Below are 21,800 nucleotides of genomic sequence, written 5' to 3' on the forward strand. Positions count from 1 at the left end.
TGTATGCTTATTTCCGCATTTTCTGATGGGTTAATAATATGAGCAAGCCACCACTTTTTTTCATTGTTATCATTGTCTTAATCGTTGTTGCTGCGTCGTTTCGCTTCGTTCAGCAGCGGCGTGAAAAAGCCGATAATGATACTGCGCCGTTAGTGCAAAAGCAGGTGGTGGTGAGTAACAAACGGGAAAAACCGCTTAACGATCGGCGATCCCGCCAGCAGGAAGTGAGCCCGGCGGGGACCAGCATGCGCTATGAAGTCAGTTTTAAGCCACAAAGTGGCGGCTTCGAGCAGACGTTTCGTCTGGATGCCCAGCAGTACCATGCGTTAACGGTCGGGGATAAGGGAACGCTGAGTTATAAAGGTTCGCGTTTTGTTGATTTTACAGTGAACGCTAAGGTTTCATCTGACTGATGCCGGATTGCGGCTTACGCTTTGTCCGGCCTGGAGATTTTGTCGCCCCGGCCTGCTAAGCGCCGCCGGGCGAAAAGATCACAGTTACTTTTTCAACTGATCTTTAATCTTCTTCTGCCAAACCAGTAACTCAAAGACGCCGAACAGAAAAATACGGATTTTCTCTCCGCGGGTCATCTGCGGGCCATCTTTAGGCATGGTGCTTTTTAACAGCGCCAGTTGCATGCCATGCATCAGCACCATAAAAATCAGTGCGACGTTAACGAAGATGTTAAGCGGGCGTGGAAAGGGTTGGAAAATATTGAGTAGTAAAAATGCCCAGACGCACAACATCAGCAGGCGTCCCAGGTTAATCAGCATCGTGTTCTCCTCGTGCTTCACGTTGGTAAAGGCGATAGGCGACCTGTCCGGCGACTTTTTCGCGGTACAGCGACCAGTTCACCGGAACCGGCGGCAAACCGTTTTCTACTTCGCTTTCAACGTAAATATACGCTTCATTTGCCAGCCAGCCATGAGTTTCCAGAAGAGTTAATGTTTCTTCCAGTAATCCTTTGCGAAACGGCGGGTCAACAAACACCACGTTATGCGGCGTACCCGTCTGGGCCAAAAATGTCAGGGTATTGGTGTTGACGACCCGGGCATGGGGAGCTTTCAGCGTGGCGAGATTGTTTTGTAGCTGCTGTGATACCGCGCGATCCATTTCCAGAAGCGTCGCATTTGCCGCATAGCGAGAGAGGGCTTCCAGCCCCAGCGCGCCGCTGCCGGCGAAGCAGTCCAGGCAGTGAGCATCGACCATTACCGGGGCCAGCCAGTTAAATAAGGTTTCGCGTACGCGGTCGGTGGTTGGGCGCAGACCGGGACTATCCGGAACCGGGAGTTTACGGCCACGCCATTGACCACCAATAATGCGGATCTGGCCGCTACCAGAGTGATTCGGTTTTTTCATTTCAATTATTGCTCAATCCGCTGCTGACGTGTCATTCCAGGCGGTGATGTGAGTTAAGTTAACCCGTCGCCTTTCAAGTTACCTCTTCGTTGGCTGCACTTTCTCACCCAAATCACTTACTAAAAGTAAGCTCATCGGGATTCGTGCGCTTGCCGCCTTGACGTAACTCGAAATTCATCGGGTATAAGTGATAGACTATTTCATCATTTTTTTAGCTGCTATGTACATAGCGTTGACGCTGTGCCATGAAGCAACAGCGGGGGAGTGTAGTCGCAAATGGCGAAAGAGAAAAAACGTGGCTTTTTTTCCTGGCTGGGCTTTGGTCAAAAAGAGCAGGCACCGGAAAACGAGACAGAATTAAAAAACGAAGAACAACAACCGGTTGCTGAAGAAACTACCGTCGTTGACGAACAGCCGCGCGCCGAGGAAACCCGTAGCGAGGCGGAAACGGAAGCTTTTGCAGCTGAAGTTGTTGAAGTGACTGAACAGGTTGCGGAAATCGAAAAACTGCAGCCGGAAGCAGAACCTGTTGCCGAACAATCGCAGCCGGAGATTGAGCTGGTTGCTGAACCCGCTGCTGAACCTGTTGTGGAAACGCCAGCGGCGACGGTTATCGAACGCGAAGAATTGCCGCTGCCGGAAGAGGTGAAAACCGAAGAGGTTTCTGCCGAAGAGTGGCAGGCCGAAGCGGAAACCGTGGAAATCGTTGAGGCGGTTGAAGAGGAAGCCGAAAACGAACCGCACCTGGCTGATGAAGAGCTGGAAGCGCAGGCGCTGGCGGCTGAGGCAGTTGAAGAAGCCGTGATGGTGGTGCCGGTAGAAGAACCTGCCGTAGAAGCACCGACAGAAGAAGAGGGAGTCCAGGAGCAGGAAAAACCAACGAAAGAAGGTTTCTTTGCGCGTCTGAAACGCAGCCTCCTGAAAACAAAAGAAAACCTTGGTTCCGGATTTATCAGTCTGTTCCGTGGTAAAAAGATCGACGATGATCTGTTTGAAGAGCTGGAAGAGCAACTGCTGATTGCCGACGTGGGCGTAGAAACGACCCGCAAGATTATTGCAAATCTGACGGAAGGTGCCAGCCGTAAGCAGCTCAAAGACGCGGAAGCGCTGTACGGCCTGCTGAAAGAAGAGATGGGCGAGATTCTGGCGAAGGTGGAAGAACCGCTGAATGTTGATGGCAAGACGCCGTTTGTTATCTTAATGGTTGGCGTCAACGGCGTGGGTAAAACCACCACTATCGGAAAGCTGGCGCGTCAGTTTGAGCAGCAGGGTAAATCGGTGATGCTGGCGGCGGGCGATACCTTCCGTGCGGCGGCGGTAGAGCAGCTGCAGGTCTGGGGTCAGCGTAACAACATCCCGGTGATTGCTCAGCATACCGGCGCGGATTCCGCGTCCGTCATCTTTGATGCCATCCAGGCGGCGAAGGCGCGTAATGTAGATGTGCTGATCGCTGATACCGCAGGGCGTTTGCAGAACAAATCGCACCTGATGGAAGAATTGAAAAAAATCGTTCGCGTCATGAAGAAGCTCGACGAAGATGCGCCGCATGAAGTTATGCTGACTATCGACGCCAGCACCGGGCAGAATGCGATAAGCCAGGCCAAACTGTTCCATGAAGCGGTGGGCTTAACCGGTATCACCCTGACTAAGCTGGACGGTACGGCGAAGGGCGGGGTCATCTTCTCGGTTGCCGATCAGTTTGGCATCCCTATCCGCTATATCGGTGTAGGCGAACGTATCGAGGATTTACGTCCGTTTAAAGCGGACGATTTTATAGAGGCACTTTTTGCCCGAGAGGATTAACAATGATTCGCTTTGAACATGTCAGCAAGGCCTATCTCGGTGGGAGACAAGCGCTGCAGGGAGTTACCTTCCATATGCAGCCTGGCGAGATGGCATTTCTGACCGGCCACTCCGGTGCGGGGAAAAGTACCCTGCTGAAGCTGATTTGTGGAATTGAACGGCCCAGCGCCGGGAAAATCTACTTCAGCGGGCATGACATCAGCCGTTTGAAAAACCGTGAAGTGCCGTTTCTGCGTCGTCAGATTGGCATGATTTTTCAGGATCACCACCTGTTGATGGACAGAACCGTGTTTGACAACGTGGCAATCCCGCTGATCATCGCGGGCGCCAGCGGGGACGATATTCGTCGTCGCGTGTCAGCGGCGCTGGATAAGGTCGGACTGTTGGACAAAGCGAAAAACTTCCCTATTCAGCTCTCCGGCGGTGAACAACAGCGCGTGGGTATCGCCCGTGCGGTGGTGAACAAACCGGCGGTATTGCTGGCGGATGAACCAACAGGGAACCTGGATGACGCGTTGTCGGAAGGGATCCTTCGCCTGTTTGAAGAGTTTAACCGCGTCGGGGTCACGGTATTAATGGCCACGCACGATATTGGCCTGATCTCCCGTCGCTCCTATCGCCAAATGGTTCTGAGCGATGGACATCTGCATGGAGGCCTGGCGCATGAATAGACGTGACGCTATTAATCAAATCAAACAGTTCGGTGGCCGACTGGATCGCTTCCGTAAATCGGGCGGCGCGCCGGGAGATGGCGGTCGTAACGCGCCAAAGCGGGCGAAAGCCGCGCCAAAGCCGAACTCGCGTAAAACCAATGTCTTTAACGAGCAGGTACGCTACGCGTTCCAGGGCGCGTTACAGGACCTGAAAAGCAAGCCGTTGGCGACGTTCCTGACGGTGATGGTTATTGCCATCTCCCTGACGCTGCCAAGCGTATGCTACATGGTTTATAAGAACGTCGACCATGCGGCAAGCCAGTATTATCCTTCTCCGCAGATCACCGTTTACCTGCAAAAAACGCTGGATGATGATGCAGCAGCGCGGGTGGTTGGTCAGTTGCAGGCCGAGCAGGGCGTGGAGAAAGTGAATTATCTTTCCCGCGATGACGCGCTGGGCGAATTCCGTAACTGGTCCGGCTTTGGCGGCGCGCTGGATATGCTGGAAGAGAACCCGCTACCGGCCGTGGCGGTAGTTATCCCGAAACTGGACTTCCAGGGCACGGAGTCGCTGAACACGCTGCGCGACCGTATCGCACAAATCAACGGTATTGATGAAGTGCGCATGGATGACAGCTGGTTTGCCCGTCTGGCGGCGCTGACGGGCCTTGTCGGACGCGTCTCCGCGATGATTGGCGTGCTGATGGTAGCGGCGGTCTTCCTCGTCATCGGTAACAGTGTGCGGCTGAGTATTTTTGCGCGTCGCGATACCATTAACGTGCAGAAACTGATTGGCGCGACGGATGGGTTTATCCTGCGTCCGTTCCTCTACGGCGGTGCGCTGCTCGGTTTTTCCGGCGCATTTCTTTCACTGATTTTGTCAGAAATTTTGGTGATGCGCCTGTCGTCAGCGGTAACTGAGGTGGCGCAGGTTTTTGGAACTAAGTTTGATATCAACGGCTTATCATTCGACGAATGCCTGTTATTGCTGCTGGTGTGCTCGATGATTGGCTGGGTGGCAGCCTGGCTTGCCACGGTTCAACATTTACGCCACTTTACCCCCGATTAAAAAATCTCTGGTATAATCTTTCCCTGCACTGAGTAGTTCGCTCTGCAGGGAAAGAGTCCCTGTTATCTCTTCCCAGCGTATTCATTGTGATGTCACATTTTGTGCGTAATCTATACACATTACGACATGGAACTTGTGGATAAAATCACTGTCTGATAAAAGATTGAATGATATTCTCGTTGCTCATAAGCTCTGGCATGGTTGTTGCTATTGGTTTTAGCCAACGCGTCAGATGAAAAGATTGAGAGGATTTGAATGACCAAAGAAATGCAAAATTTAGCTTTAGCCCCTGTTGGTAACCTGGAATCTTACATCCGGGCTGCGAACGCGTGGCCGATGTTGTCGGCTGACGAGGAGCGGCTACTTGCTGAAAAGCTGCATTACCAGGGCGATCTGGAAGCAGCTAAAACGCTGATCCTGTCTCACCTGCGCTTTGTTGTTCATGTTGCTCGTAATTATGCGGGCTATGGCCTGCCGCAGGCGGATCTGATTCAGGAAGGCAATATCGGCCTGATGAAAGCCGTGCGCCGTTTCAACCCGGAAGTGGGTGTGCGCCTGGTTTCTTTCGCCGTGCACTGGATCAAAGCTGAGATCCACGAATACGTTCTGCGTAACTGGCGTATCGTAAAAGTCGCGACCACCAAAGCGCAGCGTAAGCTGTTCTTTAACCTGCGTAAAACCAAGCAGCGTCTGGGCTGGTTCAATCAGGACGAAGTTGAAATGGTTGCTCGTGAGCTGGGTGTTTCCAGCAAAGACGTGCGCGAAATGGAATCCCGTATGGCGGCGCAGGACATGACGTTTGACATGTCTTCAGACGACGAGTCTGACAGCCAGCCGATGGCGCCGGTTCTGTATCTGCAGGATAAATCATCTAACTTTGCCGACGGCATTGAAGAAGATAACTGGGAAGATCAGGCCGCGAATAAACTGACCCACGCAATGGAGGGTCTGGACGAGCGTAGCCAGGACATCATTCGCGCCCGTTGGCTGGACGAAGACAACAAGTCGACGTTGCAAGAACTGGCCGATCGCTACGGCGTCTCTGCTGAACGTGTTCGTCAGCTTGAAAAGAACGCCATGAAAAAACTGCGTGCGGCGATCGAAGCGTAATCACGCCGTTTAACGCATTGCCCCTATAACCCCTGGATGCCCATTCGGGGGTTTTTTATGTCTGATTGATACTCCAAACTGCTATCACGCTTTCCTCTGCCAGGTTTGCTTTTGCCTCTCTGGTGTTGTGGGGGAGCCGAAGTGATTGATGCCCCTGCGCCTGACAAGGTGACATGTTTGCCCGGTTTCTGGGCAAACATGTCACCTTAATGCAGCCGAATACTGTCGGTATAACTTATTGTGGCAGGAGATTATAGGCTGCCAGCATCTCTTTGATATCCTGAGTGATGATTTCATTGGGCATATGTATTGGTCTTCTGGTAATGCCTGCGGTGATCCCCATTAAGTTAAGAGCCTCTTTCATTACTGCAGGTGCGGTCATTTTCTTAATGTTCATACGCAGCGCATCGATCTTATTACGCTCTTCCTGTGCTTTATCCAACTGCCCCGCGATAAAGTAGTTATACAAATCCACTTCAATCTTCGGTAAAACATTTGATGTGGCTGCGACGCTGGCAACTGAACCTTCTTTAAATGCATCAAGCATCAGCGAATCTGAACCGTTCAATACTTTAAAATTTTTGTGTTTTGAAATCTCAAGGTACTGTTTTTGTACTTCAAATTTTCCACTGCTATCTTTGATTGCCACGATATTATCGATATCAGCCAGGCGATTCGCTGTTTCGTATTCAATACTTAGGCCCGTTTGCCCTGGGAGATTGTATAGAATAATAGGTGCTGCTGTGCTGGCCGCAATATCATAGTAATGTTTATATAAATCTTCCTGATTAGGCACCAGATAGTAGGGGGTTACAACTGAAATGTAATCTGCGCCAGCATCAACAAGTCGTTGAGTCAGAGCAATAGTTTGCTGTGTGCTACAGCAACCGGCACCGGCGCAAATAGTTACGTCATTACCCACTTCATCAACAACTGCTTTGGTGAGTTCTACTTTTTCATCATCTGATAACAGATGAAATTCACCGTTGGTGCCACAAATAAATAATCCATGAACACCATTATTGACTAACCAGCGAGCCATCTTTCTTGCTGCCGGGATATCCATTTTTTCCGTTTCATCAAATGGTGTCACCATCGCAGTAATAATTCCCTTAAGTTCTTTCATTATCTTTTCTCCAGTTCGTTGGTAACATTTTTAATCGAGATTTGAATTGTGTTAAGATCTGCTTCCTGAGTAAACGAAGCCGCATGTGGCGTGATCGAGTAATTCATGAGTTGTTTTGTTTCTTCTTTTCGTTCTTTAAGTTCAATATCTTCACTAGCAAAAGAAATTTTATGAGTAATTAAAGCATTGTATAAACTATCTTCATCAATCAAACCGCCTCGTGCAGTATTTATTAATATTGCGGAAGGTTTCATTTTTTCGAATGCGTGCTGATCAATCATGTGCCTGGTGCTATCTAGTAAAGGCAAATGAAGCGAGATAACATCACTGAGCTGATACACCTCATCTAACTCTTTAAAGTTTATATACGGAAAAACCTGACTCTGATTGATATAAGGGTCGTATGCAATGATCTCCATACCCATAGCGTTAGCGATGTGGGCTACATGTTTGCCAATAGCACCAAGGCCAATCAGCCCTAATGTCTTTTTATGTAACTCAGTACCCACCAATCTTACATCATTACTGCATTTAGCCTGTTGTTCGATTTCAACATACTTTCTGGCACTGGATAGCATCATTAGAATAGCCATTTCTGCTACCGATACAGAATTGGCGTTGAGTGCTTTATGCACCACAATATTTCTGCTGTTCGCATACTCAACGTTTATATTATCTAAACCAACACCATATTTTGAGATTACTTTTAGTTTTTTCGCACAATCTATAACGTCTTGATCTAAAGGGTCGTTGCCTGTAATAATAGCATCGGCATCTTTAATTTTTACCATCAACTCTTCTTTACTAAAACGTCCGCCGCTCGTATTACATTCGACGATATAACCTGCTGCCTGTAATTCATCCAGATATTTTTGCCCCTTACTAAGAAAGGGCCTTGGCGTTATAAGTATTTTTTTCATATTACAATAAACCGAAGAATGAAAAAATAAGGCTTAAAGAGAGGATTGCTACCAGTATTCTTAGGAAATGCGGTCCACACTTCTGGATGTATATATAAATACCGAGAACCGCAACCAGGGGGAGTAAGTTAGGCACAATTTTGTCTAACATGTCCTGCAGGACAATAGTATTCCCCCCACCAGTAGTAATATGTAGCGGTGTCTTAATCTTTACATAAGTGGCAGAAAGCGCCCCCATCATCAACAGGCCGAACATACCTGCGCCTTCAATAATTTTATGGATACTGCCAGAGTGGAGTATCTCTAAAATTGACTCTTTCCCCTTTTTATAACCAATATTAAGTGCAAATCGGCTAGCGAAGAACATATAAACAACTTGATAGATCAATGGCAGTAATGCGGCTAATACGTACCCTTGCAATACAAAAGGAATACATACCCCAATAACAATAGGTCGCAATGTGCCAAAATCTAGCGTATCCCCGATACCTGAGACTGGACCCATTAGCCCCGTTTTTAAACTGGTCACTAATTGGGTTGTGGCTGTTCGCTGTTCTTCCGGTTCCTGGGATGCTTTTTCTTCTAGTGCGATAGTGATGCCGTTTACCACTGAGCCCCAGTTAGCTTGTGTGTTAAACATCGTCAAATGGCGCTGTAACGCTTTTGAAAGATCCCTCTTATTCGGGTATAGCTTAGCTAAAATCCCTGTCATTGAATTACAAAAGGCTAGAGCCTGTAACCGTTCAAAATTTAATGATGTTTCCGAGAAAGCATGCCATTTTAACCAGACAATCTGCACATCTCTATTCGTAATTGGTGAGCTTTCGGCTTCCTTTAAGTCGATATTATTAGCCATTTTGTGTTCCTTTCGCAGTTTTTGATTGCATGTATAAGAGAACAGCACATAAACCAAAAATGGATATCCCTATGGTGTTTAACCCTGAATATGTGACCAAGAAGAAACCAATGATGAATAACGGGATGTATTGTTTTTTCCCGATCACAATGATAGTGATAGCAAAACCTAATGCTGGAAGAATATTACCAGCGATAGCTAAGCCGTTGGTGGTCCAGGAGGGTAATAGTTTGACAAATGAGGAAATAGCATCTGGGCCATACAAACAGGCAACGAAAACAGGAACGAAGCGCATAGGGAAGGCCAACAGAATAGGATAGATAGTTGCTACCCGCTGAATCCCTTTGATATCTGCTTTTTCGGCATAGCGATCGGCCATATGAACAAATGTGGTATTAACCGTTTTACGAACGTTTTCGAGAACAACCCCTAATAAACCTATTGGGATTGCCAACGAAATCGCTATTTCAGGTTTTATCCCCGCAGTAAGAGCAATAGGTATAGCGATGCAGGAGGCCAATCCCTCATCTGCTGGCGGGTTCCCACCAGGAGCAATACTTCCTATATAGATCATCTGTAATGTCGCACCGACTGATAATGCAGTCGGCATATCATCAAAGATAATTCCCATAATGGGGGCAATAGATAACGGCATGCGCATGATTGAAAAGCCATACCATACCTTCGCTTGTGATATCCAATAAACTAAACCAATCAATATTGCTGTAGAAACGCCCATAAGTTCCTCTCCTTTTTAAGGTAACTTATTCTTTATTTTTTGCAGACTGGCTGGTTCTTCTTCTGGGATAGTCTGGAAATAAACTTTAATATTCCTGTCTTCTATGACTTGTAGTTTTTCTGCATCTTCTTTATTTATTGATATCTGATTAAAGACGATTTTTCTACCAGGGATGTTTTCTATGCCGCCTACTTGCAACTCTTCAAGTTCTAATCCGCCCTGAATAGTCTTTAATGCTGAATCAATAGATTTGAAAAGGATTAAAAGTTTGCCAGTATAAAAATTTTTCTCATTCCAGCGGGTTGTCGTTTCCTCAATGGATGTCATGATTACTTCGATGCCGCTGGGGGCCGCCATTTTATAAACTTCGGCTAAAAAAGGATCATTATATAATTCGTCATCAATAACTATTATTTTATCGGCGTTGCTCCTTTTCAGCCATTTGGTGATAACCTGTCCATGAATTAGGCGATAATCAATGCGGGCATGTACTATACTCATACTCTATTGTCCTTTATTAAATTGATAACTTTGAACCATATCTTTACCGGCATCATGAATACATTGAACATATTCTTCGATGGTGATTTCTTTATCGGAGTCTTGTAACATATTCGCTTCAAGCAGCATGGCAAGGTTTACGCCGCTAATACAATGAATAGGGTATTCTCTGGAGAGAACCGTCGCTACATTTGATGGTGTTCCACCATATATATCGGTAAGAATAACGGTTTTAATATTGGGTCTGAGTATTTTCCTTGTTTGCTCCATTAACGTTTCTGGTGACATCCCGATGATCAGAGAAATAGCCGTTGTATTTTTCGTTTTGCCAACAATCATTTCACTACTGTTTAATAACTCTTTACCTGCGTCACCATGTGTTAATATGATGATATCATAGAGATTCAATGGTTATCTTCCTTATATATATAATCCATATGTTTGATTTATATTTTGTATGTAACAGATTCCGTTCTTGAGAGTGGTTTCTGTTCTTTGAATATATATTGTTTTATGGATTTTTAAACGTTACCAAGATCACATATTGAATGTATTGACTAATATGGCTATTTCTAGCGGATGCATATAACGCATAACAAAATAATATAATATTTGGTTTTTATAATTAATACTGTTATTTATATATATTCAACAATGCATCTTAATTAAAATTATATTTTATATCGATGATATAAGGTCATATTATGGAGATGAATTGATATTTATAGTTTTGTCACCTATATGTTATGTCATCGCAAAAATTCACGTTTCAAATCCATAAAAATGGGGTATGTTTTAGCAGAGTATGCTGAAAATGCACGATCAGCATGCCTAAATATCAATGTCTTATACTTGGTGTGACGCCAACATCAGAATAATGTGCTAAATAACAACATCACAACAAATGCAACAACCATAACAATGAGGAACCTCAGGATGAAAATGAAGGGTAAAGCGTTACTGGCAGGATGTATTGCACTCGCATTCAGCAACATGGCATTAGCAGAAGATATAAAAATTGCTGTTGTGGGGGCGATGTCTGGCCCGGTAGCGCAGTATGGCGATCAGGAATTTACCGGCGCAGAGCAGGCAATTGCGGATATCAATGCCAAGGGCGGCGTGAAAGGTGACAAACTGGTCATGGTGAAATATGACGATGCCTGTGACCCGAAACAAGCGGTAGCGGTTGCGAACAAAGTGGTCAACGACGGGATTAAATACGTAATCGGTCACCTGTGCTCTTCTTCCACTCAGCCTGCGTCAGACATCTATGAAGACGAAGGCATTCTGATGATCACTCCAGCGGCAACGGCGCCGGAGCTGACTGCGCGCGGCTATAGCCTGGTGATGCGTACCACTGGTCTGGATTCCGATCAGGGCCCAACGGCCGCCAAATATATCGTTGAAAAAGTGAAGCCGCAGCGCATCGCGATTATTCATGATAAGCAGCAGTACGGTGAAGGCCTGGCCCGCGCGGTGCAGGATGGCCTGAAAAAGGGTAACGCCAACGTGGTGTTCTTTGACGGGATCACCGCCGGGGAAAAAGATTTTTCTACGCTGGTAGCGCGTTTGAAGAAAGAGAACATCGATTTCGTTTACTACGGCGGTTACCACCCGGAAATGGGGCAAATCCTGCGCCAGGCACGCGCCGCGGGTCTGAAAACCCAGTTTATGGGGCCAGAAGGTGTAGCGAACGTGTCGCTGTCTAACATCGCCGGTGAATCAGCAGAAGGCTTACTGGTAACGAAACCGAAGAACTACGACCAGGTTCCGGCGAACAAACCGATTGTGGACGCCATCAAGGCCAAGAAACAGGATCCGAGTGGTGCATTCGTATGGACTACCTACGCCGCGCTGCAATCTTTGCAGGCCGGTCTGAACCAGTCTGATGATCCGGCTGAAATTGCCAAGTATCTGAAAGCAAACTCAGTGGAAACTGTGATGGGGCCGCTGTCATGGGATGCGAAGGGCGACCTGAAAGGCTTCGAATTCGGCGTGTTTGACTGGCATGCAAACGGGACGGCGACAGACGCCAAGTGATTTTCCCGGCGCCTTTCGTGCCGCAGGTGTGTTGGCTGCGTTATTCAACCCCGGTCACTTACTTATGTAAGCTCCGGGGATTTTATAACTTGCCGCCTGCATGCAACACAAAATTCTTGGGAAAATACTCGTAATACAATTGGTTGGGGGCGGTTTTCTACCGTTTCTCCCAGCCATTTTCCTGGGCCGTAAATCCTAACACCTGCATAAATGCGGCCATCACGCTGCGGTCTTCAACGCCGACGTCGGCCATCCACCACGAACTCACGTCAGGGTTTTCCCGGATCACTTCTTCGATCAAATACTGCCCGACGCCGCGACGGCGGGTGATATCGCGCACGCGCAATGAATCCAGTGCGCCTTGTGTGCCGCTCAGGGTTACCCGCACGGCACCTAACAGACGCTCGTTAAAGCGTGCGGCGTAGATCCGGTGCGTTTCATCTACGCTTAATGATGAGGCGGAATATTCCGGCCAGATTTTGCCCAGATCAATCAGATCCTGGTCGCTAAAGTTATCTAAACGAACGATGGTCAGCTTCATTAACAGCATGTCCAAATCACAAAAGATGGAATCAGTGTACCGAAATAATTCGCCCGGATGCTTTCTCTTTTTAATGCGATTAACCAGGTTAATAGTTTTGTAACAACGACAATGACAGATTGAAACAGTAGAGATTGAAAAACAGGCAGGATAATACCCTGGAATGCAGCATTTTATTCCGCTCTTTGTGCCGTTATTTTATGCTGACAAATGCACTTTTTTTTGTTTATCTATAGTGAAAAGCAGAATATTATCTTTTCTTAATCGACTGAAAAATAGAGATTTTAGCCGTAATTTGCTTAAAAAACTGCGCTAAACCATTAACGAGACTGGTAAAAATAGTACAGTTCAAAAAAAGCACAGTCTGCTTTTTAACCACATAAATACAAAATATATACATCATCACGAATGGGGATTCAGGAAAATGAAACGGAATGCGAAAACAATCATCGCAGGGGTGATAGCACTGGCAATGTCACACGCGGTCATGGCGGAGGATATCAAGGTCGCTGTTGTCGGGGCGATGTCAGGTCCGGTCGCGCAGTGGGGTGATATGGAATTTAATGGCGCACGTCAGGCCATTAAAGATATCAATGCCAAAGGCGGGGTCAAAGGCGACAAACTGGTTGCCGTCGAATATGACGACGCCTGCGATCCGAAACAGGCCGTTGCGGTAGCGAACAAAATCGTCAATGACGGCATTCAGTACGTTATTGGTCATCTGTGCTCATCTTCCACGCAGCCCGCATCAGATATCTATGAAGACGAAGGCATTCTGATGATTTCCCCGGGCGCGACCAACCCGGAACTGACCCAGCGCGGTTACGCACACATTATGCGTACAGCGGGCCTGGACTCCTCTCAGGGGCCGACCGCCGCGAAATACATTCTGGAGAAGGTGAAGCCGCAACGCATCGCCATCATTCACGATAAACAGCAATACGGTGAAGGCCTGGCGCGTTCAGTGCAGGAGAGCCTGAAAGCGAGCAAAGCCAATATCGTCTTCTTTGACGGGATCACTGCCGGGGAAAAAGATTTTTCTGCGCTGATCGCCCGCCTGAAAAAAGAAAATATCGATTTTGTTTATTACGGCGGCTACTACCCGGAAATGGGACAAATGCTGCGCCAGGCTCGCTCCGTCGGGCTGAATACCCAGTTTATGGGACCTGAGGGCGTGGGCAATGCGTCGCTGTCTAATATTGCCGGTGATGCCGCTGAAGGCATGCTGGTGACCATGCCAAAACGCTATGACCAGGATCCTGCGAATAAAGCTATCGTCGATGCGCTCAAAGCTGACAAGAAAGATCCAACCGGGCCGTACGTGTGGATCACTTATGCAGCCGTCCAGTCATTGGCGACAGCAATGGATCGCAGCGGTAGCAAAGAGCCGTTGGAGCTGGTGAAAGATCTGAAAGCACACGGGGCTGACACCGTGATTGGGCCGCTGAAATGGGACGAAAAAGGCGATTTGAAGGGATTTGAGTTTGGTGTCTTCCAGTGGCACGCGGACGGATCATCGACCGTCGCGAAGTAATAGCTGAAGACGAGTTATCCCACCGCCCGTGCAAAACGGGCGGGTTAAGAAAGGTTACCTTATGTCCGAGCAGTTCCTCTATTTCTTGCAGCAGATGTTTAACGGCGTCACGCTGGGAAGCACCTACGCGCTGATCGCTATCGGTTACACGATGGTGTACGGCATTATCGGCATGATCAACTTCGCCCATGGCGAGGTGTATATGATCGGCAGCTATGTCTCCTTTATGATCATCGCTGCGCTAATGATGATGGGTATTGATTCCAGCTGGCTACTGGTCGCGGCGGGCTTTGTCGGCGCGATTGTGATTGCCAGCGCCTACGGCTGGAGCATTGAACGCGTAGCGTATCGGCCCGTGCGCAGCTCTAAGCGCCTGATCGCGCTGATTTCCGCTATCGGGATGTCCATCTTCCTGCAAAACTACGTCAGCCTGACGGAAGGTTCGCGCGATGTGGCGCTGCCCAGCCTGTTTAACGGCCAGTGGACCGTCGGCAGTAGCGAAAACTTCTCTGCTTCCATCACCACCATGCAGTTGGTTATCTGGATTGTAACCTTCCTGGCGATGCTGGCGCTGACGCTGTTTATCCGTTACTCCCGTATGGGCCGTGCCTGCCGTGCCTGCGCGGAAGACCTGAAAATGGCCAGCCTGCTCGGCATAAATACCGATCGCGTGATTGCACTGACCTTTGTGATTGGCGCGGCAATGGCGGCGGTAGCGGGCGTACTGCTCGGCCAGTTCTACGGCGTAATTAACCCCTATATCGGCTTTATGGCCGGGATGAAAGCCTTTACCGCGGCGGTACTGGGCGGCATCGGCAGCATTCCTGGGGCGATGATCGGCGGTCTGATTCTGGGTGTTGCGGAAGCGCTCTCCTCTGCTTATCTGAGTACCGAATACAAAGACGTGGTTTCATTCGCGCTGCTGATTCTGGTGCTGCTGGTGATGCCGACCGGTATTCTGGGTCGCCCGGAGGTAGAGAAAGTATGAAACCGATGCATTTTGCAATGGCGCTGCTCTCTGCCGCTATGTTCTTCATCCTGGCGGGCGTCTTTATGGGTGTCCAGTTGGAGCTTGACGGCACCAAACTGGTGGTGGATACCGCCGCGGATATCCGCTGGCAGTGGGTGTTTATCGGCACTGGCGTGGTTTTTCTCTTCCAACTGTTGCGTCCAGCTTTCCAGAAGGGCCTGAAGAGCGTCTCCGGACCGAAGTTTATTCTGCCGGCGATTGATGGCTCCACCGTTAAACAGAAGCTGTTCCTGGTGGCGCTGCTGGTGATTGCCGTGGCGTGGCCGTTTATGGTGTCGCGCGGTACGGTTGATATTGCCACGCTGACGATGATTTATATCATCCTCGGCCTCGGCTTAAACGTGGTGGTGGGGCTTTCCGGTCTGCTGGTGCTGGGCTACGGCGGCTTCTATGCCATCGGTGCTTACACCTTCGCGCTGCTGAACCACTATTACGGACTCGGCTTCTGGACCTGTCTGCCGCTGGCGGGGCTGGTTTCCGCTGCTGCGGGCTTTATGCTCGGCTTCCCGGTACTGCGCCTGCGCGGTGACTATCTGGCGATTGTGACTTTAGGCTTCGGCGAAATCGTCCGTATCCTGCTGCTCAACAACACCGAAGTGACCGGTGGTCCGAACGGTATCAGCCAGATCCCGAAACCGACCTTTTTCGGTCTGGAGTTCAGCCGTACTGCCCGTGAAGGTGGCTGGGATACCTTCAGCAACTTCTTTAACGTGAAGTACGATCCCTCTGACCGCGTTATTTTCCTCTATCTGGTGGCGCTGCTGCTGGTGGTCTTCTCGCTGTTTGTCATCAACCGTCTGCTGCGTATGCCGTTGGGTCGTGCGTGGGAAGCGCTGCGCGAAGATGAAATTGCCTGTCGCTCGTTGGGCTTAAACCCTACGCGCATCAAGCTGACCGCCTTTACCATCAGCGCCGCGTTCGCCGGTTTTGCCGGTACGTTGTTTGCCGCGCGTCAGGGTTTTGTCAGCCCGGAATCCTTCACCTTTGCCGAGTCGGCCTTTGTGCTGGCGATTGTGGTACTGGGCGGAATGGGCTCACAGTTCGCAGTGATCCTCGCGGCCATCCTGCTGGTGGTGTCACGCGAGCTGATGCGTGATTTCAATGAATACAGCATGTTAATGCTGGGTGGTTTAATGGTACTGATGATGATCTGGCGTCCGCAGGGCTTGTTGCCGATGACCCGTCCGCAGTTGAAGCTGAAAAACGGGGAAGCAAAAGGAGAGCAGGCATGAGTCAGCCATTATTATCCGTCAACGGCCTGATGATGCGCTTCGGCGGTCTGCTGGCGGTAAACAACGTTGAACTGGAGCTGAGACCACAAGAGATCGTCTCGTTAATCGGGCCAAACGGCGCGGGAAAAACCACGGTCTTTAACTGCCTGACCGGTTTTTATAAGCCGACGGGTGGGACGATTAAGCTGCGCGACCAGCATCTGGAAGGGCTGCCGGGTCAGCAAATTGCGCGGATGGGTGTGGTGCGTACTTTCCAGCACGTGCGTCTGTTTCGCGAGATGACGGTGATTGAAAACCTGCTGGTGGCGCAACATCAGCAGCTGAAAACCGGCGTCTTCTCCGGCCTGTTGAAAACCCCGTCGTTCCGTCGCGCGCAGAGTGAAGCGTTGGATCGCGCCGCCACCTGGCTGGAGCGTATTGGTTTGCTGGAGCACGCCAACCGTCAGGCCAGTAACCTGGCCTACGGCGACCAGCGCCGTCTGGAGATTGCACGTTGCATGGTGACCCAGCCGGAAATCCTGATGCTCGACGAACCCGCCGCAGGCCTCAACCCGAAAGAGACCAAAGAGCTGGACGAGCTGATTGCTGAACTGCGTAACCATCACAACACCACTATTTTGTTGATTGAGCACGACATGAAGCTGGTGATGGGTATTTCCGACCGTATTTACGTGGTGAATCAGGGCACGCCGCTGGCGAACGGGACGCCGGAACAGATTCGTAACAACCCGGACGTGATCCGCGCCTATTTAGGTGAAGCATAATGGTGGTGACGCATAATATGGAAAAAGTCATGTTGTCCTTTGACAAAGTCAGCGCCCACTACGGCAAGATACAGGCGCTGCACGACGTCAGCTTGTATATCAATCAGGGTGAAATCGTGACGCTTATCGGCGCCAACGGCGCGGGAAAAACCACGCTGCTTGGTACGCTGTGCGGCGATCCGCGAGCGACAAGTGGGCGAATTGTCTTTGATGGTAAAGACATTACCGACTGGCAGACGGCGAAAATCATGCGCGAAGCGGTAGCGATTGTTCCGGAAGGGCGTCGCGTGTTTTCCCGCATGACGGTGGAAGAGAACCTGGCGATGGGCGGCTTCTTTGCCGAAAAGGACCAGTTTCAGGAACGCATCAAGTGGGTGTATGACCTGTTTCCCCGCCTGCATGAACGTCGAATTCAGCGTGCGGGCACGATGTCCGGCGGTGAACAGCAGATGCTGGCGATAGGCCGTGCGCTGATGAGTCAGCCGCGGCTGCTGCTGCTTGATGAGCCGTCGCTGGGTCTGGCGCCGATTATCATCCAGCAGATCTTCAACACCATCGAACAACTGCGCGAGCAGGGGATGACAATCTTCCTCGTCGAACAGAACGCTAACCAGGCGCTGAAGCTCGCCGATCGCGGCTACGTGCTGGAAAACGGTCATGTGGTGCTGGAAGACACCGGTGATGCGTTACTGGCTAACGAAGCAGTGCGCAGCGCGTATCTGGGCGGTTAACATTCTCTGAATGGATAAGGGGGCCTGATATGGCCCCTTTTTATTGCTCTATGTTATTATTGAGAATAGTTATCAATAATAACAGTGAACATGGAGAAAGGATGATACGTTCCGGTATCTGCATGATGATTGGCGGTTTGTTTTTGACGCTTTCATCAAATACCCTGGCCTTAACACCGCCAGCGTTCGACCCGCGCGACCCTTCAATCTGGGAAGAGAAACCGGACAACTCGTTAGCCCAGTCCAGCTCGCCCTGTGAAGTGTTCACCTCCTCTGTCTGCCCGGGCTGGGAAGATGAGAAATCTGATATTCAGCGCGAACGTGAGCGGCGGGAACAGCAGCGTTTACAGAATGAATATGAACGACGCTGGCGTAAAGATTAATGTTCCTTGCTGGCTGCAACAGATAACGTCATCCTGGCCGGGTAAGACATAGCGTTACCCGGCTTTGTTGTGCACCACCCCGCATTTTCCTGTCACTACGCTTTCACCGCCTTGCCATCTGTTTGTCGCCTTACTATCTTTTTTTTGTAATAAAAAAGTTATTTTTCTGTCATTCGAGCATGTCATGTTACCCCCGCGAGCATAAAACGCGTGATATCGCGCATCCGGCACAACAAGAGAGATAACCGATGATATCGTTACGACATACAGCTTTAGGACTGGCACTTAGCCTGGCGTTTGCAGGTCAGGCTCTGGCCGTCACCACTATCCCGTTCTGGCACTCAATGGAAGGTGAACTGGGTAAAGAAGTTGATTCACTGGCGCAACGTTTTAATGCCGCCAATCCCGACTACAAAATTGTTCCGCAGTACAAAGGCAACTACGAGCAGAGCCTGAGCGCAGGTATTGCGGCTTTCCGTACCGGAAACGCACCTGCGTTACTACAGGTTTATGAAGTGGGCACGGCAACGATGATGGCCTCGAAAGCCATTAAACCGGTCTATGAAGTATTCAAAGAGGCTGGTATTAACTTCGATGAGTCTCAGTTCGTGCCGACGGTTTCCGGTTATTACACCGACTCTAAAAGCGGACACTTACTCTCCCAGCCGTTTAACAGCTCCACGCCGGTGCTGTACTACAACAAAGATGCCTTCAAAAAAGCCGGTTTAGACCCTGAGCAGCCGCCAAAAACCTGGCAGGATCTGGCGGAATACACCGCGAAGCTGAAAGCAGCAGGCATGAAGTGCGGCTACGCCAGCGGCTGGCAGGGATGGATTCAGATTGAAAACTTCAGCGCCTGGAATGGTCTGCCGGTAGCCACCAAAAACAACGGCTTTGACGGTACTGATGCGGTGCTGGAATTCAATAAACCGGAACAGGTGAAACATATCGCCCTGCTGGAAGAGTTGAACAAAAAAGGGGATTTCAGCTACTTTGGGCGTAAAGACGAGTCTACCGAGAAGTTCTATAACGGGGATTGTGCCATTACCACCGCCTCTTCCGGTTCTCTGGCTGACATCCGCCACTACGCCAAATTCAACTATGGCGTCGGCATGATGCCGTACGATGCCGATGTGAAGGGCGCGCCGCAGAACGCGATTATCGGGGGGGCCAGCCTGTGGGTGATGCAGGGTAAAGACAAAGCAACCTACGAAGGTGTGGCGCAGTTCCTCAACTTCCTGGCGAAGCCTGAAATTGCTGCCGAATGGCACCAGAAGACCGGCTACCTGCCCATTACCACCGCCGCGTACGACTTGACCCGCGAGCAGGGCTTCTATGATAAGAATCCTGGGGCTGATATCGCCACCCGCCAGATGCTGAACAAGCCACCGTTGCCGTTCACCAAAGGGCTGCGTCTGGGCAACATGCCGCAGATCCGCACCATCGTAGATGAAGAACTGGAAAGCGTCTGGACCGGGAAGAAAACCCCGCAGCAGGCGCTGGATGCTGCCGTTGAGCGTGGCAATCAGTTACTGCGCCGCTTTGAGCAATCGACTAAATCGTAATGTGAAATGCCGGGTGGCGGCTGCGACTTACCCGGCCTACAAATGCGTGTAGTTTGTAGGCCGGATACGGTGTGTGCACCGCAATCTGGCACCTTCCAGGAAAAGAACCTACATGTCTTCATCCCGTCCGGTGTTCCGCTCGCGCTGGCTTCCCTATTTGCTGGTGGCCCCGCAGTTGGTTATCACCGTTATTTTCTTTATCTGGCCCGCCGGTGAAGCGCTGTGGTATTCACTACAATCCGTTGATCCGTTTGGTCTTTCTAGCCAGTTTGTCGGACTGGAAAACTTTATCGCGCTGTTTCATGACCCGTACTACCTTGATTCATTCTGGACCACCATTAAGTTCAGTACGTTAGTCACGGTAAGCGGTTTGCTGGTGTCGTTATTTTTTGCGGCGCTGGTGAATTACGTGGTGCGCGGCAGCCGTTTTTACCAGACGCTGATGCTGTTGCCTTATGCCGTCGCGCCCGCCGTCGCCGCCGTATTGTGGATCTTCCTGTTTAACCCAGGGCGCGGGCTGATTACCCATTTTCTCGGTGAGTTTGGCTATGACTGGAACCATGCGCAAAACAGCGGTCAGGCGATGTTTCTGGTGGTGTTTGCGTCGGTCTGGAAGCAGATTAGTTACAACTTCCTGTTCTTCTTTGCCGCACTACAGTCTATTCCGCGGTCGCTGATTGAAGCCGCCGCGATTGATGGTGCGGGACCGGTTCGCCGCTTCTTTAAGCTGGCGCTGCCGCTGATTGCACCGGTCAGCTTCTTTCTGCTGGTGGTGAATCTGGTTTATGCCTTCTTTGATACCTTCCCGGTGATCGATGCCGCCACGGCGGGTGGGCCGGTACAGGCGACCACTACGTTGATTTATAAGATCTATCGCGAAGGCTTTGTCGGGCTGGATCTCTCCGCCTCGGCCGCCCAATCGGTAGTGCTGATGTTCCTGGTCATTATTTTGACGGTGGTGCAGTTCCGCTATGTGGAAAGTAAGGTGCGTTACCAATGATTGAGAATCGTCGTGGGCTGACAATATTCAGCCATGCCATGTTGATTATGGGGATCATGGTGATCCTGTTTCCGCTGTACGTCGCGTTTGTCGCGGCGACGCTGGATAACAAAGCAGTCTTTGAAACGCCGATGACGCTGGTTCCCGGCACACAGCTGCTGGAAAACATGAAATACATCTGGGTCAACGGCGTGGGCGTTAACAGCGCGCCGTTCTGGCTGATGATGCTCAACAGTTTCATCATGGCGTTCAGTATTACGGTAGGGAAAATCACCGTCTCTATGCTCTCCGCATTCGCCATCGTTTGGTTCCGCTTTCCACTGCGTAACCTGTTCTTCTGGATGATTTTTATCACGCTGATGCTGCCGGTCGAGGTGCGTATTTTCCCGACGGTGGAAGTGATCGCCAACCTGAAAATGCTCGACAGCTATGCGGGTCTGACGCTGCCGTTAATGGCATCGGCGACTGCGACGTTCCTGTTCCGGCAGTTTTTTATGACCCTGCCGGATGAACTGGTTGAGGCGGCGCGTATTGACGGCGCGTCACCGATGCGTTTTTTCCGCGATATTGTACTACCGCTGTCAAAAACCAATCTGGCGGCGCTGTTTGTGATCACCTTTATCTACGGCTGGAACCAGTATTTGTGGCCGTTGTTAATTATTACCGATGTCAATTTGGGCACTGCGGTGGCAGGTATCAAAGGCATGATTGCTACTGGTGAAGGCACCACGCAGTGGAATCAGGTAATGGCAGCCATGCTGCTGACGCTCATCCCTCCGGTAATCATCGTGTTAGCCATGCAGCGTGCCTTCGTACGTGGCCTGGTCGATAGTGAGAAATAAAA

Annotated in this window: 24 protein-coding genes; 15 read left to right on the top strand and 9 right to left on the bottom strand. The window is 49.9% G+C overall.

Annotation, left to right across the window (positions count from 1 at the left end; all coding sequences use genetic code 11):
* The first annotated feature begins 38 nt into the window (after positions 1-38).
* Positions 39-413 (top strand): DUF2500 domain-containing protein, encoded by a 375-nt coding sequence (locus tag OGV65_RS20750; RefSeq protein WP_016154843.1) that lies wholly within the window; start codon positions 39-41, stop codon positions 411-413.
* An 84-nt stretch (positions 414-497) separates the two neighbouring features.
* Here OGV65_RS20750 and OGV65_RS20755 read toward each other — a convergent pair whose 3' ends face one another.
* Together OGV65_RS20755 and rsmD are read right to left on the bottom strand one after the other, a co-directional pair.
* On the bottom strand, positions 498-773 hold the full coding sequence (locus OGV65_RS20755) for a DUF1145 family protein (RefSeq protein ID WP_016154842.1): 276 nt from the start codon (positions 771-773) through the stop codon (positions 498-500).
* On the bottom strand, positions 763-1,359 hold the full coding sequence (gene rsmD, locus OGV65_RS20760) for a 16S rRNA (guanine(966)-N(2))-methyltransferase (RefSeq protein WP_016157666.1): 597 nt from the start codon (positions 1,357-1,359) through the stop codon (positions 763-765). The genes OGV65_RS20755 and rsmD overlap by 11 nt, the downstream gene beginning before the upstream one ends.
* 276 nt (positions 1,360-1,635) lie before the next feature.
* Between rsmD and ftsY the strand changes: the two genes are divergently transcribed.
* The 4 genes from ftsY (at position 1,636) to rpoH (ending at position 5,994) form a co-directional block, all read left to right on the top strand.
* Entirely contained in the window at positions 1,636-3,162 is a 1,527-nt protein-coding gene (ftsY, locus tag OGV65_RS20765) for a signal recognition particle-docking protein FtsY (protein WP_235117004.1), read from the top strand.
* A 2-nt stretch (positions 3,163-3,164) separates the two neighbouring features.
* Entirely contained in the window at positions 3,165-3,833 is a 669-nt protein-coding gene (gene ftsE, locus OGV65_RS20770; protein ID WP_003023420.1) for a cell division ATP-binding protein FtsE, read from the top strand.
* Positions 3,826-4,884, top strand: a complete 1,059-nt coding sequence (gene ftsX / locus OGV65_RS20775) for a permease-like cell division protein FtsX (protein ID WP_016154839.1) — start codon at positions 3,826-3,828, stop codon at positions 4,882-4,884. The genes ftsE and ftsX overlap by 8 nt, the downstream gene beginning before the upstream one ends.
* A gap of 255 nt (positions 4,885-5,139) precedes the next feature.
* On the top strand, positions 5,140-5,994 hold the full coding sequence (rpoH, locus tag OGV65_RS20780) for an RNA polymerase sigma factor RpoH (RefSeq protein ID WP_005121585.1): 855 nt from the start codon (positions 5,140-5,142) through the stop codon (positions 5,992-5,994).
* A gap of 235 nt (positions 5,995-6,229) precedes the next feature.
* Here the strand turns inward: rpoH and dapA are convergent, their stop codons facing one another.
* From dapA to OGV65_RS20810, 6 genes are read right to left on the bottom strand one after another with little or no spacing between them, the layout of a single operon-like run.
* Positions 6,230-7,120 carry a 4-hydroxy-tetrahydrodipicolinate synthase gene (gene dapA, locus OGV65_RS20785; RefSeq protein ID WP_153689934.1) on the bottom strand — a complete coding sequence of 297 codons (891 nt, stop codon included), beginning with the start codon at positions 7,118-7,120 and terminating at the stop codon, positions 6,230-6,232.
* Positions 7,120-8,040: a phosphoglycerate dehydrogenase gene (locus OGV65_RS20790; protein WP_141875787.1), complete on the bottom strand. Its 921-nt coding sequence runs from the start codon at positions 8,038-8,040 to the stop codon at positions 7,120-7,122. The genes dapA and OGV65_RS20790 overlap by 1 nt, the downstream gene beginning before the upstream one ends.
* Before the next feature lies 1 nt (position 8,041).
* Positions 8,042-8,896 (bottom strand): PTS system mannose/fructose/sorbose family transporter subunit IID, encoded by an 855-nt coding sequence (locus tag OGV65_RS20795; protein WP_052138036.1) that lies wholly within the window; start codon positions 8,894-8,896, stop codon positions 8,042-8,044.
* Positions 8,889-9,635 carry a PTS mannose/fructose/sorbose/N-acetylgalactosamine transporter subunit IIC gene (locus tag OGV65_RS20800; protein ID WP_047501416.1) on the bottom strand — a complete coding sequence of 249 codons (747 nt, stop codon included), beginning with the start codon at positions 9,633-9,635 and terminating at the stop codon, positions 8,889-8,891. The genes OGV65_RS20795 and OGV65_RS20800 overlap by 8 nt, the downstream gene beginning before the upstream one ends.
* Positions 9,636-9,650: 15 nt before the next feature.
* Positions 9,651-10,136 (bottom strand): PTS sugar transporter subunit IIB, encoded by a 486-nt coding sequence (locus tag OGV65_RS20805; RefSeq protein ID WP_049283116.1) that lies wholly within the window; start codon positions 10,134-10,136, stop codon positions 9,651-9,653.
* A 3-nt stretch (positions 10,137-10,139) separates the two neighbouring features.
* On the bottom strand, positions 10,140-10,544 hold the full coding sequence (locus OGV65_RS20810; RefSeq protein WP_259688787.1) for a PTS sugar transporter subunit IIA: 405 nt from the start codon (positions 10,542-10,544) through the stop codon (positions 10,140-10,142).
* A gap of 528 nt (positions 10,545-11,072) precedes the next feature.
* Between OGV65_RS20810 and livJ the strand changes: the two genes are divergently transcribed.
* Positions 11,073-12,176, top strand: coding sequence for a branched chain amino acid ABC transporter substrate-binding protein LivJ (gene livJ, locus OGV65_RS20815; RefSeq protein ID WP_101700395.1), 1,104 nt, complete (start codon positions 11,073-11,075; stop codon positions 12,174-12,176).
* A 157-nt stretch (positions 12,177-12,333) separates the two neighbouring features.
* Here livJ and panM read toward each other — a convergent pair whose 3' ends face one another.
* Positions 12,334-12,717, bottom strand: coding sequence for an aspartate 1-decarboxylase autocleavage activator PanM (gene panM, locus OGV65_RS20820; protein ID WP_016154837.1), 384 nt, complete (start codon positions 12,715-12,717; stop codon positions 12,334-12,336).
* A 424-nt stretch (positions 12,718-13,141) separates the two neighbouring features.
* On the opposite strand from panM, the gene livK reads away from it, so the two are divergent.
* From livK to ugpE, 9 genes are all read left to right on the top strand, one after another.
* Positions 13,142-14,251: a high-affinity branched-chain amino acid ABC transporter substrate-binding protein LivK gene (gene livK, locus OGV65_RS20825; protein ID WP_047501423.1), complete on the top strand. Its 1,110-nt coding sequence runs from the start codon at positions 13,142-13,144 to the stop codon at positions 14,249-14,251.
* A 61-nt stretch (positions 14,252-14,312) separates the two neighbouring features.
* On the top strand, positions 14,313-15,239 hold the full coding sequence (livH, locus tag OGV65_RS20830) for a high-affinity branched-chain amino acid ABC transporter permease LivH (protein WP_003023435.1): 927 nt from the start codon (positions 14,313-14,315) through the stop codon (positions 15,237-15,239).
* The gene (gene livM, locus OGV65_RS20835; RefSeq protein WP_016154835.1) at positions 15,236-16,513 is read left to right on the top strand and encodes a branched chain amino acid ABC transporter permease LivM; all 1,278 of its coding nucleotides are present in this window, start codon (positions 15,236-15,238) and stop codon (positions 16,511-16,513) included. Before livH ends, livM begins: the two co-directional genes overlap by 4 nt.
* On the top strand, positions 16,510-17,277 hold the full coding sequence (gene livG / locus OGV65_RS20840; protein WP_003023438.1) for a high-affinity branched-chain amino acid ABC transporter ATP-binding protein LivG: 768 nt from the start codon (positions 16,510-16,512) through the stop codon (positions 17,275-17,277). The genes livM and livG overlap by 4 nt, the downstream gene beginning before the upstream one ends.
* 17 nt (positions 17,278-17,294) lie before the next feature.
* The gene (gene livF, locus OGV65_RS20845; RefSeq protein ID WP_085951092.1) at positions 17,295-18,008 is read left to right on the top strand and encodes a high-affinity branched-chain amino acid ABC transporter ATP-binding protein LivF; all 714 of its coding nucleotides are present in this window, start codon (positions 17,295-17,297) and stop codon (positions 18,006-18,008) included.
* Positions 18,009-18,109: 101 nt separating this feature from the next.
* Positions 18,110-18,391: a hypothetical protein gene (locus tag OGV65_RS20850; protein ID WP_095715580.1), complete on the top strand. Its 282-nt coding sequence runs from the start codon at positions 18,110-18,112 to the stop codon at positions 18,389-18,391.
* 248 nt (positions 18,392-18,639) lie between these two features.
* The gene (gene ugpB, locus OGV65_RS20855; RefSeq protein WP_016154831.1) at positions 18,640-19,956 is read left to right on the top strand and encodes a sn-glycerol-3-phosphate ABC transporter substrate-binding protein UgpB; all 1,317 of its coding nucleotides are present in this window, start codon (positions 18,640-18,642) and stop codon (positions 19,954-19,956) included.
* Positions 19,957-20,068: 112 nt separating this feature from the next.
* The gene (ugpA, locus tag OGV65_RS20860) at positions 20,069-20,956 is read left to right on the top strand and encodes a sn-glycerol-3-phosphate ABC transporter permease UgpA (RefSeq protein ID WP_016154830.1); all 888 of its coding nucleotides are present in this window, start codon (positions 20,069-20,071) and stop codon (positions 20,954-20,956) included.
* The gene (gene ugpE / locus OGV65_RS20865; protein WP_003023450.1) at positions 20,953-21,798 is read left to right on the top strand and encodes a sn-glycerol-3-phosphate ABC transporter permease UgpE; all 846 of its coding nucleotides are present in this window, start codon (positions 20,953-20,955) and stop codon (positions 21,796-21,798) included. The genes ugpA and ugpE overlap by 4 nt, the downstream gene beginning before the upstream one ends.
* Positions 21,799-21,800 lie beyond the last annotated feature (2 nt).

It is taken from the genome of Citrobacter sp. Cb004 (assembly GCF_030337065.1).
In the GTDB taxonomy this organism is placed as follows: Bacteria; Pseudomonadota; Gammaproteobacteria; order Enterobacterales; family Enterobacteriaceae; genus Citrobacter; species Citrobacter braakii.